This is a genomic window from Halobacillus litoralis, from assembly GCF_004101865.1.
GTDB lineage: Bacteria > Bacillota > Bacilli > Bacillales > Halobacillaceae > Halobacillus > Halobacillus litoralis_A.
This window is the reverse complement of sequence record NZ_CP026118.1, coordinates 2,956,704-2,981,448: the sequence shown is the minus strand read 5'-3', so window position 1 is coordinate 2,981,448 and position 24,745 is coordinate 2,956,704. Positions and strand designations below refer to the sequence as shown.

The following is a 24,745-nucleotide window of genomic DNA, read 5'->3' as shown; positions in this document are numbered from 1 at the left end:
AAACGTTGATTTGTTCCCATTCTATCAGGCAGTAAAACCTATGAAACTTAATTGTTACACAAATGTAAAATTGTGACGAAAGATGTTGTGTTAAGCTTGAAAAGGATTAAACGGAGAGACATAAAACACACAAGGGGAGTATTACTAGAATGAGAAAATTACTTACGTCACTAGTCGCTTTTGCCACGGTTTTTCTACTATTTACACCCAGCTCTTTTGCAGATCAAAAGACTCGGAACCAAGTAGTAGATTTAGCACACAAATATTCATATGCACCATATTCGTACGGTGGAACATCACCAAGCGGATTCGATTGCTCTGGTTATGCACAGTATGTATTCGGTAAAGCGGGCATCAGCTTACCAAGGACTTCTCGTCAACAAGCGACAGTCGGTGATTACGTAAGTCGTTCTGATTTGAAACCTGGTGACTTGGTCTTCTTCGGCAGCCCAATCTGGCACGTAGGGATATACATAGGAAACAACAAAATGATTTCTGCTGAGAATCCTTCTGATGATGTTACAGTCGCTTCTCTTTCAGGTTACTGGGGACGCAATTACTCAGGAGCTCGCCGCGTAATCGACGACGAACCTGTCGAAGTCGCTGAAACACAGCCGGAAACACTAGATCAGTTCAATGACGTCCAACTTGGCTACTGGGCAGCAGATCAAATCGATTACATGAGCAACAAAGGAATCGTTGAAGGTTACAAAGGTCAATTCATGCCGACAGATAACGTCACTCGTGGCGCTGTAGCTAAAATGCTTACAGAAGCACTTGGTATCTCACCATCTTCCGACAAGCAATTCTCTGACGTATCTTCTTCTCACTGGGCATCCGGTCATATCAATGCTCTTGCAGAAAAAGGCCTGATCAAAGGTTACGAAAATGGAACATTCAAACCAGACGCTAACATTACTCGTGAAGAAATCGCTTCTCTTTTCCATAAGACATTCGATTTGAACGGTTCTGCTGGAAACTTTACAGATGTAGATGAAAATCACTGGGCTTACGATCAAATCCAAAGCATGGCAGCATCATCCATCACTACTGGATATCCTGATAACAGCTTCAAACCGACATCTGAAGCAACTAGAAGTGAGTTCACTGTATTCCTATATCGCGCAATCAAATAGTTTTCCACTAAAGACTCTCCTATCATGGAGGGTCTTTTTTAACCTATTCCCAGGTTTGATCCATACTTAAACACATACTTCTGCTATTATTGGAAGTTTTTTTAATATAGCTGTTCTATAAGGATTAAAAAGAGACTTTCACACAGCTAGGGAAATCATCAAGGGAATTTTCTACCTTTTTCTTTCTATATAATTAGACGAACCAGTTTTATATAGGTTACAAGAAAAAGATAATTTTTTTAGAGAGCTGAATAATTACTCGATTAGGGACTGTTGTTTTCTTCTTTAACAGTGTCGAAAGCTTACTGGCAACAGGAACAAATGCATGCATTTATACTCGGGGCTCTAAATCTATAATAATCCGCAGCACGGATAAGGATAAAGCTATGAACCAATTCAGGTTTATAGCTTTATCCTTATGGGAATGACCTATATATGGCTGATAGAAGCAAGCTGCCGTTCTTATCCATGATCTTCTCCTATATGAACACATGACCTCCCCCTCTCTCCATTTGTCCATGAAGGAAGATAGAGCATTGGTACAAGAACGCTAGCATACCCTATGATTTTTCACACAAAAAAGCGGGCAACCTATGCCCGCTTTTCACTGTGATTAACCTTTCCAATTGTAATAGTCGATGATTCCTTGATAAATCGCCTTTGCTGCCCGGTCTCGCCAGTAACTTGAGCCAAGCTTAGAGGCATCTGAATCATTTGTGACAAACCCTAGTTCCACTAGTGCAGATGGAAGTGGAGTGTCATCAATGACCTTGTATGGAACATCTTTCACTCCGCGGTCATTCGACTGCATCGCCTTGACCAGTCGGTTCTGAATGAATGTAGCTAATCGCTTACTATCTGATGCCCTTTGACTCAACGCAGAGGATGAGTAGAATGTTTCCACTCCGGAAACGTTAGGATTAGAGAAGGAATTCGAATGGATGCTTACAAACGTATCTGCATTGTGATTGACCGCATAAGTGACCCGGTCTCCCAATTCTACGAACGTATCATCCGATCTTGTCATCACAACATCGATGCCGCTGTTTTCCAGATAATCCTGGACTCGCTTAGCAACCTTCAAATTGATTTCTTTTTCTAACACGCCATTCCCCTGTGCTCCGCCGTCACCATCTCCATGCCCGGCATCGATTGCAATGGTGCGGGACCCTGAAGTTTTAGGTGCTGTATAGTCTTTATGCACATATCCTTCTAAACTTCCATAAGAGAACTTCAACCAATCACCTTGTTCACTGTACACTTCAATGGTTGTTCCTCTTGAAAGCTTGCCAATGATACTATGAGAAGTACTCGGGCCAGAACGCGCATTCAAGATACCAGCCGTCACTACTCTTTCCTCAAGAGGATTATTGTCCTGCGAAACTCTGAAATTAGCATTCAATCCTCTTGCTACTAATAAAGAAAACTCTGTCCTTGTAATCGAATGGGTCGGTTTATATGTACCATCACTATACCCATTGGAGATTCCAGCTGTTGTCACTTTATTGATCGCTTCATATTGAGAGCCGCTGCTTTGCAGATCATCATAATGAACAGGGCTTTGATCACTGAGGGAGAAAGCTTTAGAAATCAGATACGCCATTTCCCCTCTTGTCATCTGTTTCTTCGGACGAAATGTACCATCTGTGTAGCCTGTAATAATTCCTTTTTCATATGCTGACTGTATGTATCCTGATGCATAGGAGTTCGAGTCTACCCCATAAAACACGGTATTCCTGCGATCTCCATCCAAACCTAGTGCTCTTCCGACCATCGTAGCCGCTTGTTCCCTTGTTACGATCTGGTCCGGTGCAAAGTCGCCCCCTGGTACCCCTTTGACAATTCCCCGGTCAATCAAATACCTGATTTCTGTCTCATATTTACTAGGGACATCATGAAACGCCAATGCCTTCCCCTGCGGAATAAGCACCCCTACTACAAAAAGTAAAATACCAAAAAATCCATATAACCATTTTTTTGACATGTTCGACTACACTCCTCCTTTATTTTGCGAACCTATGTATATACATATCTATTATACTATTTTTCATCCGCTATAAAAGGGGATAAATAGACTCATTTCGATATTTTTCCATCTTTTCCTTCAATATCCCCTCTTCTAAATCTAGTTAAAGAGAAAGTATGGTGGGAAACAACTCACCTCCCAACGCCCTTCTCTATACTGAAGTATATAAGCCTTAAACACCTGAAAGAGATTTCGTTCCCCTCCGTGTGGCAATGAGTGAATGGTAACCAGAAATCCACTTTGAATGAAGGTTCCGATTCCCTCATAATGCAAAGGGATTCTTTTAAGATGGACCTCTGTTGCTTCCACGATGAGTGTTCGGGGGTGACGCCTGCGGGAACAGCGCGAGCCGAAGATCCACTTGGTCAAGTGATTTTCTTGACCAAGTTAGCTGAGGCCGTGCCCGCGACAAGCATCCACCGACAAGCGATTCGTGAGAAGCAACAACAAACTTTAACAGCTCCTCTAGATTGAACCCCTTCCTCCATCTAGATATCGGAATTTCAAATCAAAAAAAGTGGCCCATTCAGTAGAATGGGCCACTCGTTTATTCACTTATTGCTTGAAACGATCATCTTCCGCTCTTGCTAAGAACATAGCAAACTCAGAACGTCTCGTTTCGTTTCTCGGCTTGAACGTACCGTCTGTGTAACCAGTCGTAATCTTGTTAGCTGAAAGCGTGTTGATGTAAGGCGCCGCCCAGCTATCAACAGCTACATCTTTGAATCGTTCAGAAGTACTTCCCTCAAGGTCATAAGCTTCTACAACGATTTTCGCCATTTCCGCACGAGTAAGGGTCTTATCAGGCATGAATTCACCTTTATCAGATCCTACCATAATGCCGGCATTAGCAATGGCTGCGATTTCTTCATACGCCCGGTCTCCTGGATTCACATCAGACAATCCTGGATTCTCTGGGTTTGAAGTATCAAGATCGAATGCGCGGACGATCATCTGCGCCGCTTGACGACGGTTGATTGGATCGTTGATTCCGAAATCACCGTTCGGATAACCGTTGATGACTCCAGCTACATTCAATTTCTGAATCGCTTCTTTACCCCAGTAACCGTCAGAAATATCATTGAAGTCCACTGGCTCCTCATCAGAGTGGTAAATTGTAACCGTTTGTTCAGTCACATTACCGCCATAGTCGACAGCTTCTACTTCAAACGTATTTTTGCCTTCTTCCAATTGAACAGTGTGCTGATACTCTTTATCCAATGCTCTCATTTTAAATGGCTCTTTGAATTCTTTGGCAAATACTTCACTGCCATCGACATTCAAACGTAAAGCATCAAAATTATCTTTCACATGAAGATTTAAGTCTACTTCACTTTCAGATGTTACATGAGGACCTTCTACTGTCAGCTCAGCGCTTGTAGAGTCAATCATGAAACGACGAGTGAAGGAGATGTCATTGCCACTGTCATCGACAGCTGCAAACTCAAGCTCTTTGAATCCGTCTGTCTTAAAGCTGATTTCTTTATTGAAGTTATAACGTTTAGTCTCAGAATCCCAAGCCAATTTCACATCTTCGCCATTGATTGTGAGGGATTCGACTTTAGAGTCATCCGTGACATGACCAACGACTTGTACTTTTTTATCGTTATAAACCTCAAGAGCTTCTGGTGTCAATGCGATGACAGATGGTATTGTGTCATCTTCACTTTCCATCGCACTGTCTGTGGTCACGTTACCCGCATAGTCATGGGCAATGACTTTAACACTTTCGATTTCTTCTGTTTCTAGTGTATAAGATTTTTCATCAGCTGCTAACGGTTGTTCCAGGACACTCTCACCATTGACAAGGACATCATAGTGGGAAAGTCCGGCACCCTGGTCAGCTGCCTGCCATGACAATTCCTTGCTGGAAGCATCATAGTCCACCTCAAGAGAAGGTGTTTCTGTGTCGACTCTGACTGGAATCACTTTCGACTGCCATTCAGCGTCTGGATAGTCTACGACAGATTTGATTTCATAATAGTAAAGTCCATCTTCCACGACTTCACCTTTCACTTTTCCATCCCAGGAGCTTTGGTCAAATACCGTGTAGCTCGGGGACGCTCCGCCGTCATAATAGTGTTTTCTCACTTCATCCTGTGTACGGAGGGTACGTAATTTTTCCTTATCTTCATTCAAAATGTTGAACTCGACTTCTTTGGCGTTTCTAAGGAAGGAGACAACAGGTAAAACCGTGTCTGCCAATCCATCTTCATTAGGTGAGAAGCCGACATTCAATTCTGAACCAGTCAGAACTTCTTCTTCACCAAGTAATGGATCGACCCCCAGATAATGAAGTTCTGCTCCTAATGGTGTTAACAAACCTGTTTGTCCATAGAAGGATTCGCCATCGACTTCATAAATCGTGTCATCAACGATTGGAGCTTGATCCCATTCGCCATCAAAACCGACATATGGAACGTTGATTTCCGGGTTCGTATCATTCGGGTCTTCCAGCGTAATGAAGCCTTCTACGAAATAGCCATTTTCAAAGATTTCATCAAGTGGCTGATTTCCGAACCAGTCAATTCCACCTTCTAAATCGACGGTAACATCGATTTCAATAGAAGAGTTAGCTGGGACAATGACCTGGTAGTCATCATTGACTTGGCTTCCGTTAGCTGAAGTGATTTCAATCGGGAATTCACCAGCATATGGTTCTTCTTCACTGATGGTACCTTCTTTGTAAATTCCTTGTGTTTCTCCTTGGTTCTGACCATCAGCGACTAAATCTGTTTGGACAGTCCCTTTGACATTATAGGCAGTGTTTTCATCACTGAAGTTATCTACCGTTAATGTGAATGATTCTTTTCCATCCATTTCTTTCAGTGCCACTTTACCAAGGCCAGATTCTTTCTCTGTTGCTACAACCGGTGTACTCATGGCTGCATGCAAGTCCATCAATCCAGCACCCTGCCTTCTTGGTGAGAAAGCTAAACCAGATTGGTAGAAATCGTTATATAATCCAGTATCGAGCTGTGGTACGGACGTGTTCATCAAAATGTTCTTCGTCATTTCGACACGATCCTCACCAGCAAGATCGAAATCCTCTTCAATGCGTTGCATAACAAGTGCAGAACCACCTGCAACGTGTGGTGCAGCCATTGATGTACCACTCATCAAGCCATACTCATCGTCTTGAAGAGTTGATAGGATGTTTCCACCTGGCGCTGTGATTTCCGGTTTGAAATCAAGGTTCGGTGTCACACCCCAGGAAGTGAAGGATGATAGGTTTCCGAATTCAGGGTTGATCGATTTGACCTCTTCCCCTGTAAAGGAAATTTCCACCGTTTTTCCTGCTTGCAATTGATCACGCAGCTCTTCCCCTTGGACTTTCAAAGTAGAAAGTTGAGGAATGTTAATTTCTCCACTAGAGGCCATGCTGATATAGCCTGCTACATTGTTGAAAATGATGACACCTTTCGCCCCGCGTTCCTGAGCGTTCAATGTCTTACTTACGAATGTAGATTCCCCACGTTGGATCAATGCGATTTTGCCTTCTACATCCACATCTTCAAAGTCATTGGCATCAGGGTTTACATCAGAATCCTCCGGCGTTCTGCCTAAGCCGGCATACACCACTTCATGGTAACCCTCTTCCAATGAATTCGGTGATACTTCACTCGCCGATAAGAAAGGTACAGGAAGACCTTCTTCTCCATCGACCTTCGTGTTGAATGCATCAAGCATCAAATATTCGTTCTCGAAAGAAGCGACTTGCAGTGAATCTGTTGATAGTCCAGGAGCACCGACAAGACCGATGTCAGGGTTGGACGCTAATGGATTGCCGAAGCCTTCTCCGAATTTCGCAGAGTTACCTGCAGAGATTGCCATCATCACTCCATTATCAACCGCTCTTGCAATCGCCTTCTGTTCCGGATCTTCAGAATCTACGAAACTAGCTGTCGATCCAAGGCTCATATTGATGACGTCTGCTCCAAGAAGGATGGCATCGTCAATCGCCTTCACATAAATATCACCATAGGTTGATGGCATTTCAGGGTCATTACCGAACACTTTCAACCCGAGGATTTGTGCTTCTGGTGCTACCCCTTTGATTCCACCATTTTCTTCATCCCCATTGGCACCGACTGTTCCAGATACGTGCATCCCGTGCATGCTGGCTTCCGGCCCAAGGTCCAATACGGTATCATTTTCATCCGCATAGTTGTAACCATAAGGGACTTTCTCCGTAAAGTATTTCCCTTTCAGTTCTCCTGATGATTTCAACGCATCGACATCATCTTTACTGATCTCAGGATCTGTTTCATCGCTCAAGACCATATCTCTATGTTCTGGATCGATTCCCGTATCGATGACACCTACCGTCATGCCTTCCCCTTTATAGCCGTAGTCCTGCCAAGTTTTCTGTGCATTGACAAGTTCTTTACTATAAAGCATCTCCGGCTCTTCCGTCGGACGCTCGTATTCGTTTGTGATATGTACTTTGCCGACGTTCGGTAAGCTTTCTATCACATCAACGGATTTGTAGGAAACCGTGCCACTGAATCCATTGACGACGGTTGTAAAGCTTTGTTTGTAATCCATCGGAATGGATTGGCTTTGAATGGATGATTTTACTTGATCCTGGGCATCCAAAGCTGCTTTTCTCAACTTATCCTTGTTGGAATCTGATAGTTCACTAAAGCTCTTACCTAAACTCTGTGCAGAATAAATCGTTGGCTCATCTTCCAATTCGACGATGATACGGACCTCTTCATTCGCATCATACTTCTCATCTTCTCCATCAGCCTTCAGGACATTTTCGGTCACTTTCTTAGCCGGCGACGATTCTCCTAAACTCTTATTCGGGAGCCCCGATGCGGCAAAAGCGGAATTCGAAAAGGCTAGAAGAAAGATGAAGAACAATACTAAACTCTTTTTCACGTTCAAATGACATCCTCCTCGTAAATTTTATCTTTTTTTATCTTTTTACTTAAAATTACACTCCTTTCTTTATTTTACATTCCTAATTATATTCAAATTATTCACACAAATCAATCCATTCGACAATATATTTAGAGAATCGAAGTATATTAGATAGGGGCATTGTAGAAAAGAGGACTTCTAACATGGTAGACTGTAAGATAATGACTACTATATCAAGGAGCGTCTAATAGATGATCGAATCGATGAAAAAGATTTTACCAGCCAAGAGCGACCGCCAACTGAAGAAATATTACCAATCTATCCAGTCGATCAACAACCATGAAGATGACATGAAAGCATTGACTGACGAGCAATTAAAAGCGAAGACAACAGAATTCCGCACTGCTCTACATAATGGAACAACGATTGACGAAATCAGAGAGGAAGCGTTTGCCGTCGTTAGAGAAGCTGCCAGACGTGTACTGGGTCTGCGCCACTTCGATGTACAGCTCATCGGCGGTCTTGTTCTTACAGATGGCGACATATCAGAAATGGCGACAGGAGAAGGAAAAACCCTCGTCGCCACCCTTCCCAGCTATTTGAAGGCACTCGAAGGAAAAGGTGTCCATGTCATTACCGTCAACGAATACTTGGCACGGCGCGATTTTGAAACAATGGGTCCTATCCATGAATTCCTCGGACTGAAGGTCGGCTTGAATGTTCCGCAAATCTCCCAAGCAGAAAAGAAAGCTTCCTACAAGGCTGATATCACTTACGGGATCGGGACAGAATTCGGCTTCGATTTCCTACGCGATCATATGGTCAAGGATATCAACGAGAAGGTTCAACGCCCTTACCATTTCGCGATCATTGATGAAATCGACAGCGTCCTGATCGATGAAGCGAAAACGCCGCTCATCATTGCGGGAAAAATGGAGTCTAGCGCTAATCTGCATAAAGTCGGTGCAAAACTCGCTCGTTCATTCAAAGCAGAGGTTGACTTCCAATTTGATCCGGAAACGAAAAGTGTCACCTTGACGGAAGAAGGCATGACAAAAATCGAGCGCGCTTTCGGAATCGACAATTTATTCGATATCGAACACCAGACTCTCAATCACTACATGGTCCAGGCACTCCGGGCTCGCGTCATGTTTGAGCGCGATGTCGATTATATCATCGAGGATAACGAATTGAAGCTTGTCGATATGTTCACAGGACGCTTAATGGAAGGCCGGACGATGTCGGACGGTCTGCATCAAGCGCTGGAAGCGAAAGAAGGTTTGGAAATCAGTGAGGAGAACAAACCACAGGCATCCATCACGATTCAAAACTACTTCCGCATGTACCCAACACTCTCAGGGATGACAGGGACTGCCAAAACAGAGGAGAAAGAATTCCAGACGGTGTACGGAATGGACGTCATTCAAGTACCGACGAATAAACCCGCGTTACGCGAGGATCGAACAGATAAAGTTTTCCTGACAAAAGAGCAGAAATATCAAGAACTCGTCCGGGAAGTGAGAGATATCCATCAAACCGGCCAGCCGATTTTGATCGGTACGACTTCCATTCTCCAGTCAGACAAAGTCGCCGGATATTTGGATGAAGCAGGCATTGGCTACGAGTTGTTGAACGCGAAAAGCGTCGAACAGGAAGTCCGGTTGATCTCCCTTGCCGGTCAGCAGGGTACGATTACTATTGCCACGAACATGGCCGGCCGTGGGACTGACATCGTTCTTGGTGAGGGAGTGACCGAGCTTGGCGGACTGCACGTCATCGGAACAGAACGTCATGAATCCCGCCGGATCGATAACCAGTTGAAAGGAAGATCGGGGCGTCAAGGAGACCCCGGCTCTTCTCAGTTCATCATTTCCCTTGAAGATGACATGATCGAACGCTTCGCCCAAGTCGAACGTGACCGTAAAATGAAAACACTGAAAACCAATGCCAATGGCAAAGCGATGAACAAGGATCTTCATAAATTCATAGATACCGTTCAGAAAATCAGTGAAGGCAGCAATTATAATATCAGAGAATATACGCTGAAGCTTGATGACGTCATCAATGATCAGCGCAAAGTGATTTATGACCTTCGTGATCGAATTTTAGTAGATGAAGATATCATCAAACTGCTTACGCCAATGGTGGAAGATTACGTCCACCATACCATCGACAAATTCTGTCCGGAGACCGTGGTCCCGGAAGACTGGCCGCTTGAACATTTACAGGCTGAATTACAACGCGGCATTCCGTTCATGACAGATATCGATATATCTGAACGGACCTATGAAAATGTAGAAGATTTAAAAACAGACCTCCAGCCGGTTTTAGAGCGTTATCATGAGCATCTGAATGAAACCATAGCTTCAACAGCTCTTCAAAGCCGCTGGAAGCAGGGAGCTGTCATCATTCTCGATAAACTTTGGGTCCGTCACCTTGAGATGATGAACCGTCTTAAAGAAGGAATCGGTATCCGCCAGTACCAGCAAGAAGATCCGCTGCGTCTTTACCAAAAAGATGGTTTCGACATCTTCCAGCATAATTTCTATGAAATCAGAAAAGAGCTTGTCGTTCTGATGGCCGGAATGCTGCACGCAGCCAACAAGAAGAGCGCAAAGGAGGGGAAAGCTGATGTTTAATTTTTTGAAGAAAAAAGAAACTGAGGATCACGTCCAATACGATGAAAGTGGTATCGACGCCGGAGATCTCGTCGATAAAAAGCGCCTTTCTGAGAATATGGACGAAGAAGTCTTCACAGATCTTTCGATTCATCCTGAATGGCAGCTGCCAGAAGAAGAGGTCTACGTGTACCGCTTCCTGAACAATGACCTCCCCCCTCTCCGGCCAAACCAGGTAAGTGTGCACGGGGTTGAAATCAAACCGAAAGATGGCGGGCTCGTCGTCGAATCGTTCGTCCGGAATTCGCTGGCTAAAGGCATCCAGCTGAAGCCCGCTGCGATCCTCGTCCTCGACAAGCAAAGCGAAACAGTGGCCCGAAAAACCTTTGATCTGAATGCCGTCGGGACCATCCCGGGGAGATCAAGCCGACCATGGTCATTCCTGTTCCCCCCTTCTAGCATCATCAACAAGGAGGGCGAAATCCCTGTCCACGGCTGGCGCCTAGCCATAGAATTGAAGAAGAAACCAGCCAAGCATAAGCTTGATTTAGAAGAAAGCTGGAGCGAAACGTTAGAAAGTGAAGAAGTCGAGAAGCTCGACCGCTTTGTCGATTCCATCACACCGCCTAAACCGGGCGAAATGAATTTTCTCAGCCTGGAAGCAAGACAAGTCGACACCGGCGACCTCCACGTAACACTGCTGCTTCGTAACGGAAGCGACCGGGACCTGGCCATGAAGCATCTCTCCCTACGGGTCGAAGATGCTTTTGGAGAAGTCGCCGCAGAAGGCGGGTTCAAGCTGAAAGACTTAGAAGTGAAAGCAAACACAAGTAAGCCATGGACCTTTATCTTCCCGCCTAAGTCCATCAAGAAAGATGAATTGGATTTATCGAAATGGAAAGCCTACCCACTGCAAAAGTAATACAAAAAGAAGCACGCCAATTTCCCCGTGAGGGAGTCAGCGTGCTTCTTTTTTGTGTAGGTCCGTTTGCCGTATGGAGTGTGTGAGGGCAGGGAAAACAGCTCGCTTTCCGCGGGCGCTTGATGAGTCTCCTCGGGCTTACGCCCTGTGGGGCCTCATCTAAATCGCTGTTCCCGCAGGAGTCTCCCTATTTTCCCTGCCCTATCTGCTTGATTAGATTTAACGGACCATTGGTCAGTGAAAAACAAACTTGAAATCCAGCGGTGGTGATGATTAAGCGATACATTGATCGCCAATTTATCCCGGTTCCGTCATCCATATTCTTAGGGAGGTGGTCGGGAAAATGACGAGACTCCCTCCGGAAAAGTTGATACATCAAGGGTTATAAGGTGTTTTTATTAATTGAAAATTTTTTTATGATCCATAGACACAATAGGATATTCCTTTTATTCAAAATAAAGGCATTTATGGTTACGCGTAGCGTTTCCTAATTGGCTTAGGGTTTGGTTTTTGTATAAAGCGATGCACCCTGGATCTCTGCTTTCTTATGAGGACGTACCCTCCCATGACTCTTGGCGTCGTGCGCCCACATTCCTTCGTTCGGTCTCATCATAAGACAGAGGCCGGCCTATTTCTCCTGTATGGACTCGTAGTCTCCCGTCTCGCCTGGCGCCAGCTTCTCCATGTCATCTTATGAATTCGATAAATGGTGGTTCACGCAGCCTGTTTGAGGCAGTGGAGATCCTGTTTCATGCGGTCCTCATTGAAATAAACCTGGTGATTCGATAAACCAAAAAAGATTTTTAAGAGTTTCCCACAAAGGACAACCATAGCTTCCTTTTTCTTCAAAGGATTATTGGAGCGAGTAATATAGTATTGATACAATTCCTGAAATGCGCCGTTATTCTGAATCAAAGGCAAAATAGCACGATATAGAAGGCTTCTGAGACGTTTCCTCCCACGTTTGGAAATTCCCTTCGCTCCTTCGTGCTTTCCGGAAGAGTTCTCACGCAGTGTTAACCCCGCTAATTTAATCAGTTGGCGTGGGTGTTTGTACTGCTTGAGAGACCCGGTTTCCGCCAGTAAATCACTGACCGTGTTCTTCCCAATACCCGGAATGGAAATAAGGTGTTCGTATTCCTCAAGCTGAGAAGCCAGTTCATTCAATCGTGTATCGATCTCTTCTAAGCGACGTTCGATAAGAAGAAATTGGTCGACAAGAGTGGCGATTTCAAAGTGTGCCATCTCTGCCCCTTTCGTAAGTCCAATGGATTTTTCAGCTACATGCTTCATGTCTCGTATAGTTTTCTTCGCTGGGGAATTTACGCCTGCCTTTTCTTTATAGATCAGGGCCAGTTCTTCTACTTCTTGATGGATAAGTTCTTGCGGCAGTGGGGTGTGCTTCAATATCGCACAGGCCAATTGTCCAAAGCCTTTAATAACCGCTTTAAATTCCGGGAAATACTGGTCTAACCATCCCGTCATCTGGTTTTTCAAACGTGCGTGTTCCTCTTTGAGTTTCCATCTCATGCACGAACCGTTTCTCAGTTCAGCTTCCACCCCATCTGGAATCCTGGGGTAGCTGAAATGGCCATTACCCATGAGCTTCCCAATGACACGCGCATCTTTTTGATCATTTTTCGTTTGAAGGTTATCATCAAACTCTTTCGTTCTCTTTACATGCATGGGATTGACGACCACGAAGGGAATATCCGACTCCATCAGGAAGGAAGCGAAATTCATCCAGTAATGACCGGTGGGTTCAAACCCAACCAGTACGCTGCTCTTCTTGTGTCGTTGGAGCCATTCATCCACGTTTTCGCGAAAGCTTTCAAACCCTTCCAAGCTTTGATTAAAGCCAAGGGGACGTTGGAGTTCGCGTCCGCGATCGTCCAAAGCGCATGCATAGTGCTTCTTCTTAGCGATATCAATACCGATCACAAGGGAGTCTTCGGTGATTTGATTAATTTTGTTATTCCTATTATGATTCAAGAGGAGTCCTCCTTTTGATGTTTGTATTTGGTTGTACAAATGCATCATAACGGAGGGCTTTTTTTTATACAAGAACCTCTTTACTAAATCCCACAGGAATCTCCTGTGGGATGAACATGGTCGGTGAGATCCCGCAGGGCTATGCCCGAGGAAGCTCACCACATGCCCACGGAAAGCGAGTTATTTTCCCGACCGCCCTCTTCTCTTACTATGTGACGGAACAGCCACCCAATGCTTAGAGAAAGGACTTCATATCATCAGTCATTCTTATATTGGTTTTCAAGATTAGTCTTTATCATTTCATACATGTTGACCTGCTTGGAAGCGGAAGAGCTTTCTGCGTGGTTTAATTGATGAAGGAAGAATTGCGCAGAAAATGACAGGAAGGCACTCTTACTGATTCCCAACTCTTTAACCCTCTGTTCTAATTCATTGTTCAAACGTTCGTCCAATCGAACACTGACCTGTTTCTTCATTAAATAGATCCTCCTACAAAAGTCTAAGGTGTAAATCAAATCTTGGAAATATTCATCATGATCATTTATGCACCTTTTCTATTATACTTAGTTTTCCATTTATTTGCTAGTATTCCATGGATATTCGTTCCTCATCCATCCATAATATGGTACTCTAGGACTAGAGAGTTTATAGATTGAGAGGGGAGTTACATATGAAACGAATCATTACCAGTTTACTAGCCATTACAGGAGTTTTCTTTCTCTTTTCCGGGCAAGTAAATGCGGAGAGTACGATTGCAGAAAAGTGCGGACTTGAAAACTTACCGGAAGAAAACCCTGACCTTCAGGTTACGAATTGCTTATTAACAGAAGCCGCTTTGAAATACGACATCCCACCGGAAATCGTCAAAGCTGTTGCTGAAGAGGAAAGTGGAGATTGGCAGCACTTCAACGATGAAGGCGAACCGATTGTTACTGATGACGGTGGAATCGGTCTTATGCAGGTGACCAATAAACCATTGTTAGATGAAAAACGCCTGAAGTATGACCTGCCCTATAACATTGAAGCGGGCGTCCAAATCTTGAATGAGATGTTCAACCGTACCGACCTGCCGACCATCAATGGCGGAGAAAGAGATGTTATTGAACATTGGTATTTCGCAGTGATGGCTTACAATGGCATCAAACCAGTGAACAGTCCAATTGACCGTGATGGAAATTACAACGCTGATGCCTACCAGGAGCGAGTGTTCAGTAATATGAACACGTTCGGCAGCGTCTCGCCTGTCCCGCTCCCTTTTGAAAAAGATGATTTTGATTACGAGCGCAGCAGCAGCGATAACATCACCTTCAATACGATGAAATACGAATTCAACCTGCCTTTGAATAAATCGAGACACCTCCTTGAAGACCGCTACCAGGCAGAAGCGGTCACCGGTACAAAGGTGAGAGAGCTTCCGACGAGTGATAGTCAGGAAATCACAGAAATAGCACAGGGTGAAAAAGTCGAGATTACCGGCCCATTCGTCTATGAATATAATGGAGATCGGAAAAACCATTTTGTCTGGTATCCTGTCGAGACGAGTGAAGGAAAAACCGGCTTCATGACATCCAAATATATAAAATTCTCATTCAGTGATGTGAGTGATGGTTACTATGCAAGTGAGGAAATCAATTATTTATACAACCGCAACATCATCAACGGAATTCCTGGCGGTAAATTCGGAATCGGAGATCCTTTGACACGCTGGCAAGCCGTATTGCTGATTACAAGAGCGAATTATACAGAACTCGGTGACAGTCCTGACCCTGGCTTCAGTGATGTGCCACAAGATTACACCTACTATGAAGAAATCGCGGCTGCCGTAGATGAAGGTTTATTTGAAGGTACGGGTGATGGTAAATTCAAGCCTGGCGCTACCTTGACACGTGCGGAAATGGCTGTTGTCCTTCAGCGCTTGTATGAATTTCCAGCCACAGATGCCGGGAACCCATTTACAGATGTACCTGATTCATGGTATACAGAAGAAGTGAATCGCTTATATCATGCGGGCATCACTAACGGGTATGGAAGTCCATCGACTTTCGCCCCTTCTGAGATTGTGACGCGCGATCAATTCGCTGTCTTCATGACACGTTCCATCGCTGACGAGTACCGCATCCAATAATAGAAACATAGAAGAGGCCCCAAACGTTTTGGGGCTTTTTCCATGTTCATGATCCAGGAGGAACCAGGGTGTCGAAACAAAGAATAGATTCGATATTTTTATTAAGGACGATGGCCATGATGATGGTCGTGCTCGTCCATGTCACAGCCACCTATCTCAGCGCATTGCCTGAAGGGAGCTCGATCTATCAGTTTTACCATTTCGTGAATTGGTCGATCCGGGTCGAAGCTGGGGTTTTCATCATGCTGACCGCACTTGTATTTTTCTACAAATACAAGGATCAGCCCATGGATCGCGCCGAGCTGATCACCTATTACAAGAAGAGAGCTCTGTACATCGTATTACCTTATCTCATTTGGGCGCTGTTTTATGAGGGTTATTCGATTTGGGCAGGAACGAGGAACTTTGATTGGATTGCGATTCTCTCAAGGATCGTACAGGGAAAATCCTACTATCAGCTTCACTTCATTTTTCAAATTGTACAATTATACATGGTTTTCCCGCTTCTTTTGTACGTCATCCAGCAGTCCTTCTTGGTGCGGAAATATCTCTGGCTCATCGGACTAGTAGTCGAGGCGGGATTCCATATCATCAGTGAACGTTTTTCACTGCTCCCTCCAGAACTGTTCGTCGGTCATCTGGGTACTTATTTCCTGGGCGGGTGGATCGGTCTGCATTATGTAACGCTGAAAGAAAAGTTGAGCCTCACCAGGAATCTTTGGTTAACAGCAGCAACCTGCGTGTCAGGATTCATCTTTCTCTATACAAGCTATTACATTTACACCTACGATATTCACTTGCTATCGAGAGGGACTTACTTGATCGGCAACATGCTTTATTTGATCAGTGGCAGCTACCTGCTATTCCAGCTCAGTGAATGGGTAGCGAAAAAATCCCCACCATTCATTGCTTCTATCCGCAACATCGCGATTTATTCTTTCGGCTTTTACTTGTTGCATCCGGTTGTATTGAACGGGGTGAGGAATTTCATTCCGATTTATCCGGGGGGATGGTTTCATTTGACCATCCTATTCAGATTTTCAGGTACGATTCTGTTTTGCTTTATCATCATCTGGACCTGCCATCGCTTCTTTCCATGGCCGGGGCTTTTCTTTGGGAAACTGCCCGAACGTCCGAATGTATGGAAAAAGCGAGGCGCTCTATAACAGAGCCCTCGCTTTTTTCATTTTCTATCCTTATTCCTCTGCTTCATCGACAATACGTTCTTCGGTAACAGGTGTGACTGTTCCCTGTTCTGCTACATAGTCACGGAAAACTTCCCAGTCGGATTGACCAAGGTCTGTGACACGACCTTCATCATAAGCATCCGCAAAGACGTCATATCCATCTCCACCTTTAGCAGTGAATGCATTTGTTGCAATCACGTATGTCTCATCATCAGCGAGAGTGACCCATTCGCCGTCTTTATTCACGGTAACGCTCTGGACACGCTCACCTGCATCAAGAGAACTGTCGTACGTATAGTTCAGGCCGGATACTTGCAGGAATCCGCCGCTTTCTTCTGGAGCATTGCTGACACTATGCTCCAATGCTTCTTTCACTTCCGCTCCTGTCAATTCCATCGTTGCCAACGTATTACCGAAAGGCATGACTGTCAGAATTTCACCGATCGTAATCGGACCTTCATCAATGGATGTACGGATCCCGCCGGAGTTTTGAAAAGCAGCGATCGTATCCGGATTGAATTCTTTCGCTTTATCCAGCATACCATCTGAGATCAAGTTACCAAGTGCTGTTTCACTGTTTCTGACACTGACAGTGCCGCCATCCCCTGTACGTGGATTCGGGAAGGCTTCCGCAGCAACTCCGCCACTTTCTTCTTCTCTGATTTCATCAACTTGAGAAGAATAACCTTCAAGGATCTCAGCCGCTTCCGGATCTGCTTCTTTTTCAGAGACGTCAATCAACTCACCAGCATAGCCGACAACGACACCATCTTCGTCAAACTCGACGTCAAGTGTTCCTAAATCGCCACCATACTGCCCTGCCTGGACAATAACCGTCGGGTCTTTCGGGTCGCCGTTTTCATTTGTCGTCACTTCTGTAGGTTCACCTAACGCTGTATGACTGTGGCCGCCGACGATGACATCAATTCCGTCAACTTCCGCGAGGAGCTTATCATTATCATAGGCTGGATTATCATCATAGCCGATATGAGTAAGGGCGACGATTTTGTCGACTCCTAACTGTTCCAATGCTTCCACACGATCTTCAGCTGATTCAATATAATCGTCAAAGGTGATCGCTTCAGGACTTGAAATATCCGCTGTTTCTTCTGTCGTCAATCCGAAGAAACCGACTTCTTCTCCATCCACTTTTTTGATTATGCTGTTATAAGCCATCCCATCAGAAGGAAGTTTACTTACATACTTCTTATATAAGCCGTTCATATTCTCATCATCTTTGAAATTCACATTTGAACTGACGAACGGGAATTCTGCTTTTGTTACGAAATCCGCCAGCGCCTGGTGTCCTTCAGGGCTTGAACCGAGATCGAACTCATGGTTTCCGAAGGTCATCATATCGTAATCCATCATGTTCATGAATTCCAAATCTGCTTGTCCTTTGAACTCGTTGAAATATAGTGTACCTGAGAAGACATCACCAGCATCAAGAAGAAGAGCTTCAGGTTTCTCTTCCCTTACTTCTTCTACAGCTGTCACACGTTTGGCGATATCATCGAGGTGGCCATGGGTATCGTTCGTGTGCATGATGGAAAGCTCGAAGTTTTCTTCTTCCGGCTTAGGAAGCTTGTCCCCGAATTTGTAATCCGTTGTTGCCAGTAACCAGGCGAAATCTCCACGCTTGATCTTATGGTCTGGTCCGAATTCCGTTTCAGAAAGACCGGAAATCAGTCCATTCGCGTAAAGCGTTTCAACAGCTGACTCATACCAGGAGCCTTTTTCCAAATCTTCAAAAGGATGTTCGATTTCTTTTCTTTCCATATCATAAGCATCTACGATCAATTCAGCAAACTCCGCACGGGACATCTCTTTCTTAGGAGCGAACATACCTTTGCCGACACCATCGATGTATCCTGCTTCATGCAAAGCATTAACCGCCCCTGCATACCAGGCACCTTCATGGACATCAGAGAAGGATGATTCCGTCTCACTTGTGTCTAAATCAAGCATGCTCGCCATCATCATCGCAGCCTGGGCCCTTGTGACCGGGTCTGCGGAACTGAACGTTCCATCATCATACCCATTGACTACTCCAGCCTCATATAGGTCATTGATGACGTCATGGTACATGTGATCATCCGATACGTCCGGGAAGATGTGGTCTGCGGAAACGCTTACAGCAGGTGTTACAGCAGCTGCCAATAATGCGGCACTCGCAGATGATAAATACAGTTTACCCTTATGTTTTTTCAAGTTCTTCATTGTGATGATTCCTCCTTGAATAGTTTAGAAAAAGCTCAACGTCCCTTCATACGGAGAGAAAACCTATGTATGTGGATTGCCCCTCAAGTCGTTCAGAAACTATGAACCTGTAACTCTTATATTACAAGAATCTTCATTTAATTCCTACATGTTTCTCATAATTTTACAAGGAGTTTACTTAAAGCGCTCCCAAAAGATAGGTAAAATGATAGATTTGCACATAAAAAAAAATGGGATCCGCATTCACGGATCCCACCTTAAGTTATAGGGGATTTTTTTAGACGTCAGTACCGCCAGTGGATGCGTCCACTTCAAATACCGCACCATCGTCTTCATTCTTGAACACGTGGATATCGGTATTGTAAGATTCTCCATCCATGTCCTGTACTTCTTTTTCGTACGTGCGCACGAAATTGACATCGTTAACATCAAACTGATCATAAATTCTCTGCTCTGCCTGTTCTACAGTCAGATCCAAGTGACGATCAGCGTCAAAGACTTCACCGTCAATTCCATCCAGCTTCCATTTGCCGTCCTCTTTGATCAGAGTAACCGTTTCAAATGAACCCAGGTATGTGAAAGCTTGGAGCTGGGCGGTTTCAACGACGACCTTATTGCTGTTATTCTCAGTCACATCCATAAGAATATCCCATGCGAAGTTATTGTCATAGTACAAGGTATCACAGCTTAAGCATGCTTCATAATAAGTTCCTTCGACTTCTTCGTTGAAGTCACTTGTTACATACTCAGCCATTTCATCTTCAATTCTTTGATAATCACGGTCTTCACTGTCCGCACCGTGTTCCTTCAAATCACCGTATAGAGTATTGAAAACTTTCTCCTGCAAAGCTTCCGTTTTTTGAGCGATTTCATTCTCACTCAATTGATCAGATCGGAAGGAAGGCTCAATCGTTGCAGCCAGTACTTTTGCGAATGACGCACGCGTAATATCTTCAAAAGGAGCGAATGTTCCATCAGGTTTACCGTTGATAATATGCTGGGAAGTCAAATCAAGGATGCTTTCAGTTGCCCAAGGAATATCATCAGAGTCAGGGAAACCATCGACCTCTCCATCTCTTTCAATGTCATAGGCCCGATCAACCATAACAACTGCTTCTGCACGGCTGATTGGATCTTCAGGTCTCATGTTTTCACCGTCACCTTTGAGGATGCCTTGTTCATAGGCGACAGATACTTCATCATAATAATACGCACCTTCTGATACATCGTCGAAGGGTACGTCCCCTTCATGGGTCTGGTTTGGATACATGTCACGGACTATCATGATAGCCACCTGTGCGCGTGTCACATCTTTCATCGGACCGAACGTACCATCCGGCAATCCGTTAACAATTCCTTCTTCATTCAAATAAGTTATTTCATCCTTTGCCCAGCTTGCTTTATCCAGGTCCGGGAAAGAATCGGCAGCGCTTACACTTGTAATGGAAAGTGAGAAAATAAACGACAGTGATAATGCCAAAGTCAACAGTTTCTTCATACGTACACATTCCTCCTTACAATTTTTTGCCAATTCCATTGTACTACAAATTAAGGAAACAATGCCATACTATTCATATATTCGTAGAGTATTAGAGTGAACTGAATAAATAGGCTTAGTTATATATTCACAAAAAACAGCCCAGTAAATAGGGTGAACTTACATTTTTTGCACCCATTAACTGAACTGCTATCTGTCTCATTATTTTTCTATATCGTCCGCTTGCTGATGAAACTGTTCAAACGTCCTTTCTTCAAATGTGCTGTCAACGATCCCCGTCTCTTCAATCTCATTCCTGACAGCATCAATGATCCGATGAAGATCGGATAAAGTATTTACATCAGAAAGATCCTTGAGGAGTAACTTTTCCGCCACTTTACCAGCTAGCAGGTCACTCTCGAATGTAATATCCAATTCTGAAAGACGCCCCATAAAACCTTCTGCTTTGTCGTGTTCCTTCATTAAAGAGAGATGCTCTTTCAATAACAGGATTTTCTCATTCAACTGGCTTTCGATTTCATGTTCAGGCGCTGACTTGATCTCTTCCTCGACAAGCCGCTCCACTACCCATTTGCGGCCAAATGAACCGATATTGATAAAACTCTCGATCTTTTGATTGATCAAAAAATCCTGGAGCGTCTCCGGCTTCTGATCTACCTTATGATTTTGAAGCGCTTTTACTTTTTTCTTCAGCTTCCGCAGTTTGAATTGGCCTTCTGCATACTTATCCGAATCCGCGGCTAGCCGTTCAACCATTGAACGGAATTCATTGATTTCTTCAGTGGTGATGTTTTCTTGATTGTAGAGCTTTTTATAGCACTCACCCATAGTTGAATACAGACTCTGTGGATTGGAGTATGGGGTAGACGTAACAGTTATGTTTTTCAAATTTCGATCGATGGGTTGAGTATGGACTGAAGCTATGGTTCCAGTCTTCGTTGTATTGGCAGTCATCCGATCAGCTCCTCCATTGTATGTAAGTAAAGAAGCCAACCAATTAAGGTTGGCTTCTTAAATATAAAGTCTAGATTAGAAGTTTGCAACGATTGAAGAAATGGAAGTGTATCCACCTTCAGGTTGGTTATTCCATACGTTTTCAGCTGCATCAAGTTGCTCAGCAGCAGAAAGTGCTTCGTACTCTTCAATATTAAGAGCTTCTAGAGCTTCATCTGCAGTAGTAATAGAAGTTGCTCCGTTAACACCAGCAAGTAGGTCTAGGTAACCATCTCCGTCAACGTTAGAAATTTCATCTGAAAGGTCAGTAGAAATTACAGTTGAGTCAGAGTAAGCTGGGTCTTGATCTTCTACAGTAGTCATGAACCACTCAGCCACTTCTAGACGCTGTGTGCTAGTAAGGTTGTTGAAATTATCATTTTCAAGGTTTACAAGTGCTGTCGCAAGCTCTTCAGCTGTTTCAGCATCGTTGATAGAACTTACAAGCTCAAGCTCTGCAGTTGCAACTTCAAGATCAGTTGTTGCTGATTCAATGTCAGCTTCAACTTGTGGATCAGCATCAAGTGCATCAGTTACAGCTTGATAAAGACCGTCTTCTTCTTCACCGCCAGCTGCTAGATATGCTTCCTGAGCAGATTCAGCTGCTGTTACAGCTTCATTAAGAGACGCCATGTTATCTGTAGCAGTTTCAAGCGCTCCAGTTGCAGTAGTAAGTTCACCAGTTGCTGTTGTTAGAGATGTTTCGCTATCGAAGTCTACATTTTCAGCATCTTCAAGTTCAGCTTCTACATCAGTATAAACTGTATCTTCTTCGTCACCACCAGCTGCAAGATAAGCATCAAGTGCAGCTTCAGCAGCCGTTACTGCTTTTGTAAGGTCTTCAGTAGCTTTTGTAAGGTTATCAAATTCTGTCTGATAAGCATCAACTGCATTAAGAAGTTCTTGTTCTGCATCTGTAGGAGTTGCATTTCCATCATCATCTTCTTCACCAGTCATAGGTACTAATGCTTTTAGAGCATCAATGTCTTCTTGTGTAGTGTCAGCGTCAACTTCAAATGCATCAATTGTTTCGGAAGCATTCACGAAGTTAATCTCATACTGCACTTCTTCAACAGTTGTGAAATCTGTGAAATCATATTCACCGATGTTCTCTTCAACAACATTGTCAAAGTTCTCTACAAGAGCATTGTATAGATCAACCTGATTACCAGCATCTACTACTGGTTCAACAACGTTCTGGTAGTTAGAAGCAAGCTCTACTGCTTCATCCAAATCATTTTGTAGAGTTTCAGCTAATGGAGCATCATCGTCTTCCTCTACTTTATAATCAGATGGCAGCTCATCGATAGCAGCTTGAGCTTCGTTTACTAACACATCGAAGGCATCTTGATCGAAGTTGTCAGCAGTAAAGTCAACTGCTTCCACACTATCGACAGCATCATTAGCAGCGTCTACATCAGATTTAAGCTCTGCATCAAGGTTAGTTTTGTTTACAGCATCGATTACACCTTGGATATCAGCAGCAGTTTCGAATTCACCATTAGCTGTTACATAGTCATCAAGGGCTGTTACATAATCAGTGATGTAATCTTCGTTAACATTTTCAAATGGTTTCACATCAAGAGCGCGGAAAGTTTCTAGCTCACCTTCTGCTGTATTTACTGCTTCAATGATGCTATCCAATTGATCTTGTACATTTACAAGACGAGCGTTCAATAGAACTTTATCGTCAGAGTCAGAAAGCTCAGCAACAAGCTCTTGAGCGTCAGCAAGATCTTCTTCTAGAAGAGTTTCTTCAGCAGTTTCAACTGCTTCCGTAGCTTCTGCTACTGCTGCAGCTTCTGCTTCAAGTGCTGCGATCGTTTCTTCTGCTGTTACTAGAGTTTCAAGACCTTCGATTTCAGCATCTTCGTCTAGTTCATAAACAGTTTCTACAAGTGCACGAGCTGCTTCTACTGTTTCAGCGTCTTCGAGAGTCAATTCTTCTGGAAGCTCGGCAATTGCTGTTTCAGCCGCTTCAACAGCTGGAGTTACTGCATCGTAATTAACAGTTACAGTGTACTCTTCTCCGTCAACTTCGAAAGTTACTTCGTTTTCACCGTTAACTAGTGCTTCTTCAAGGCTTACTTCTGTAGTCTCATCATTGCTCCAAGTAACTTCTAGAGTATTAGCATCAATGACAGTTGTGCTTTCTACAGTCACATCTAAAGTTGGCTCGCCCATTGCACGGTAAACCATTACTGCAAAGTCTTTACGAGTTACATTATCTTCAGGCATGAATTCACCTTCGCCGTTACCTTTGATGATGCCATTTTCGTATGCGACTGCGATATCATCTTCAGCCCAGCTGCCTTTTTCAACATCAGAGAACGGGTGATCTTCTCCACCACTCAAGTCATAAGCACGAACGATGATCGCTGCTGCTTCCTGACGAGTAAGTTCACGATCTGGCACGAACATGCCATCGCCGTTACCTTCGAAGATTGCAGGAGAAGTAGCGCGGACTGCATTGTAGAACCAGTCATCTTCATCTACATCAGAGAAATCTTCAGTTCCACCAGGAACGATGCTTTGTGCTTTCATCAATACTTCAGCAGCTGAAGCACGGATGATGTTTCCTTCTGGATTGAAGTTGCCTTCTTCATTTCCTTGCAGGACTGCATTGTCAGCAAGATACTGAACAGCATCAGAATAATATTCGCCATCTTCAACATCAGGGAAGACGTGATCCGCGGATACAGCAACTGGTGCTACTGCAGAAGCTACCACCGCTGTAGTAAGGGCTGTTGCGTAGAATTTACGATTTGATTTAGGTTGGTAAGACATAAAATTTGTTTCCTCCTAAAAGATATTTTCAACTAATCCTATTCACCCTCTTTTTTAGAAGGATGAGGAAGATTAGTAGATTTCGCTAAGTCATTAAACCCATACCACCATATTTATGTAGGTTTCTCAGGTGTCATATAAGCATATATGTTCAACAAATTGGTTTATTTTGTTTGTGGTGGGTTAAAATTCCTCACTTGTTAATGATACAAGATTTCAATTTTATTTCAATAGTTTCGCTCATATTTTTCGAAAAACACTGAAATATCGACATTACATTTCTCTTAACCACTAGTTATATCGGTGTTTTTATTAACTTTTTAACAAAAACCTAAACATTTTTATAAATTTATTTTCGAAACCAGCACGTAA

General features: G+C 43.8%; 14 protein-coding genes. 6 read left to right on the top strand and 8 right to left on the bottom strand.

Annotated elements, in window-relative coordinates; translation table 11 throughout:
- Positions 1-149: 149 nt before the first annotated feature.
- Positions 150-1,136, top strand: a complete 987-nt coding sequence (locus tag HLI_RS14885; RefSeq protein WP_128525708.1) for a C40 family peptidase — start codon at positions 150-152, stop codon at positions 1,134-1,136.
- A gap of 613 nt (positions 1,137-1,749) precedes the next feature.
- Here HLI_RS14885 and HLI_RS14880 read toward each other — a convergent pair.
- The gene (locus HLI_RS14880; protein WP_128525707.1) at positions 1,750-3,120 is read right to left on the bottom strand and encodes an N-acetylmuramoyl-L-alanine amidase; all 1,371 of its coding nucleotides are present in this window, start codon (positions 3,118-3,120) and stop codon (positions 1,750-1,752) included.
- Between the two features lie 366 nt (positions 3,121-3,486).
- On the opposite strand from HLI_RS14880, the gene HLI_RS21735 reads away from it, so the two are divergent.
- A complete protein-coding gene (locus HLI_RS21735) occupies positions 3,487-3,636 on the top strand; it encodes a hypothetical protein (protein ID WP_164908576.1) in 150 nt (49 codons plus the stop codon).
- 81 nt (positions 3,637-3,717) lie between these two features.
- Here HLI_RS21735 and HLI_RS14875 read toward each other — a convergent pair whose 3' ends face one another.
- Positions 3,718-8,049: a S8 family serine peptidase gene (locus HLI_RS14875; protein ID WP_241656012.1), complete on the bottom strand. Its 4,332-nt coding sequence runs from the start codon at positions 8,047-8,049 to the stop codon at positions 3,718-3,720.
- Positions 8,050-8,282: 233 nt separating this feature from the next.
- On the opposite strand from HLI_RS14875, the gene secA2 reads away from it, so the two are divergent.
- Both secA2 and HLI_RS14865 read left to right on the top strand, forming a co-directional pair.
- Positions 8,283-10,670 (top strand): accessory Sec system translocase SecA2, encoded by a 2,388-nt coding sequence (gene secA2, locus HLI_RS14870; protein WP_128525705.1) that lies wholly within the window; start codon positions 8,283-8,285, stop codon positions 10,668-10,670.
- On the top strand, positions 10,663-11,571 hold the full coding sequence (locus tag HLI_RS14865; protein WP_128525704.1) for an accessory Sec system S-layer assembly protein: 909 nt from the start codon (positions 10,663-10,665) through the stop codon (positions 11,569-11,571). Before secA2 ends, HLI_RS14865 begins: the two co-directional genes overlap by 8 nt.
- A 714-nt stretch (positions 11,572-12,285) precedes the next feature.
- Here HLI_RS14865 and HLI_RS14860 read toward each other — a convergent pair.
- Together HLI_RS14860 and HLI_RS14855 are read right to left on the bottom strand one after the other, a co-directional pair.
- Positions 12,286-13,563, bottom strand: coding sequence for an IS110 family RNA-guided transposase (locus tag HLI_RS14860; protein ID WP_128525669.1), 1,278 nt, complete (start codon positions 13,561-13,563; stop codon positions 12,286-12,288).
- 257 nt (positions 13,564-13,820) lie between these two features.
- Positions 13,821-14,039, bottom strand: coding sequence for a hypothetical protein (locus HLI_RS14855; protein WP_128525703.1), 219 nt, complete (start codon positions 14,037-14,039; stop codon positions 13,821-13,823).
- Positions 14,040-14,233: 194 nt separating this feature from the next.
- Between HLI_RS14855 and HLI_RS14850 the strand changes: the two genes are divergently transcribed.
- On the top strand, positions 14,234-15,688 hold the full coding sequence (locus HLI_RS14850) for an S-layer homology domain-containing protein (RefSeq protein ID WP_128525702.1): 1,455 nt from the start codon (positions 14,234-14,236) through the stop codon (positions 15,686-15,688).
- A gap of 68 nt (positions 15,689-15,756) precedes the next feature.
- Positions 15,757-16,854, top strand: a complete 1,098-nt coding sequence (locus tag HLI_RS14845) for an acyltransferase (RefSeq protein ID WP_128525701.1) — start codon at positions 15,757-15,759, stop codon at positions 16,852-16,854.
- Between the two features lie 30 nt (positions 16,855-16,884).
- Here HLI_RS14845 and HLI_RS14840 read toward each other — a convergent pair whose 3' ends face one another.
- From HLI_RS14840 to HLI_RS14825, 4 genes are all read right to left on the bottom strand, one after another.
- Positions 16,885-19,095: a 5'-nucleotidase C-terminal domain-containing protein gene (locus tag HLI_RS14840; RefSeq protein ID WP_128525700.1), complete on the bottom strand. Its 2,211-nt coding sequence runs from the start codon at positions 19,093-19,095 to the stop codon at positions 16,885-16,887.
- Between the two features lie 277 nt (positions 19,096-19,372).
- Positions 19,373-20,593: an S-layer homology domain-containing protein gene (locus HLI_RS14835; RefSeq protein ID WP_164908575.1), complete on the bottom strand. Its 1,221-nt coding sequence runs from the start codon at positions 20,591-20,593 to the stop codon at positions 19,373-19,375.
- 201 nt (positions 20,594-20,794) lie between these two features.
- Positions 20,795-21,547: a hypothetical protein gene (locus HLI_RS14830; RefSeq protein ID WP_128525698.1), complete on the bottom strand. Its 753-nt coding sequence runs from the start codon at positions 21,545-21,547 to the stop codon at positions 20,795-20,797.
- Positions 21,548-21,622: 75 nt separating this feature from the next.
- Positions 21,623-24,373 carry an S-layer homology domain-containing protein gene (locus HLI_RS14825; RefSeq protein ID WP_128525697.1) on the bottom strand — a complete coding sequence of 917 codons (2,751 nt, stop codon included), beginning with the start codon at positions 24,371-24,373 and terminating at the stop codon, positions 21,623-21,625.
- Between the last annotated feature and the right edge of the window lie 372 nt (positions 24,374-24,745).

Coding starts and splice junctions, on each gene's coding strand:
- HLI_RS14880 (WP_128525707.1), bottom strand. CDS start 3,120: ATGTCAAAAAAATGGTTATATGGATTTTTTGGTATTTTACTTTTTGTA.
- HLI_RS14850 (WP_128525702.1), top strand. CDS start 14,234: ATGAAACGAATCATTACCAGTTTACTAGCCATTACAGGAGTTTTCTTT.
- HLI_RS14855 (WP_128525703.1), bottom strand. CDS start 14,039: ATGAAGAAACAGGTCAGTGTTCGATTGGACGAACGTTTGAACAATGAA.
- HLI_RS14835 (WP_164908575.1), bottom strand. CDS start 20,593: ATGAAGAAACTGTTGACTTTGGCATTATCACTGTCGTTTATTTTCTCA.
- HLI_RS14865 (WP_128525704.1), top strand. CDS start 10,663: ATGTTTAATTTTTTGAAGAAAAAAGAAACTGAGGATCACGTCCAATAC.
- secA2 (WP_128525705.1), top strand. CDS start 8,283: ATGATCGAATCGATGAAAAAGATTTTACCAGCCAAGAGCGACCGCCAA.
- HLI_RS14840 (WP_128525700.1), bottom strand. CDS start 19,095: ATGAAGAACTTGAAAAAACATAAGGGTAAACTGTATTTATCATCTGCG.
- HLI_RS14830 (WP_128525698.1), bottom strand. CDS start 21,547: ATGACTGCCAATACAACGAAGACTGGAACCATAGCTTCAGTCCATACT.
- HLI_RS14885 (WP_128525708.1), top strand. CDS start 150: ATGAGAAAATTACTTACGTCACTAGTCGCTTTTGCCACGGTTTTTCTA.
- HLI_RS14825 (WP_128525697.1), bottom strand. CDS start 24,373: ATGTCTTACCAACCTAAATCAAATCGTAAATTCTACGCAACAGCCCTT.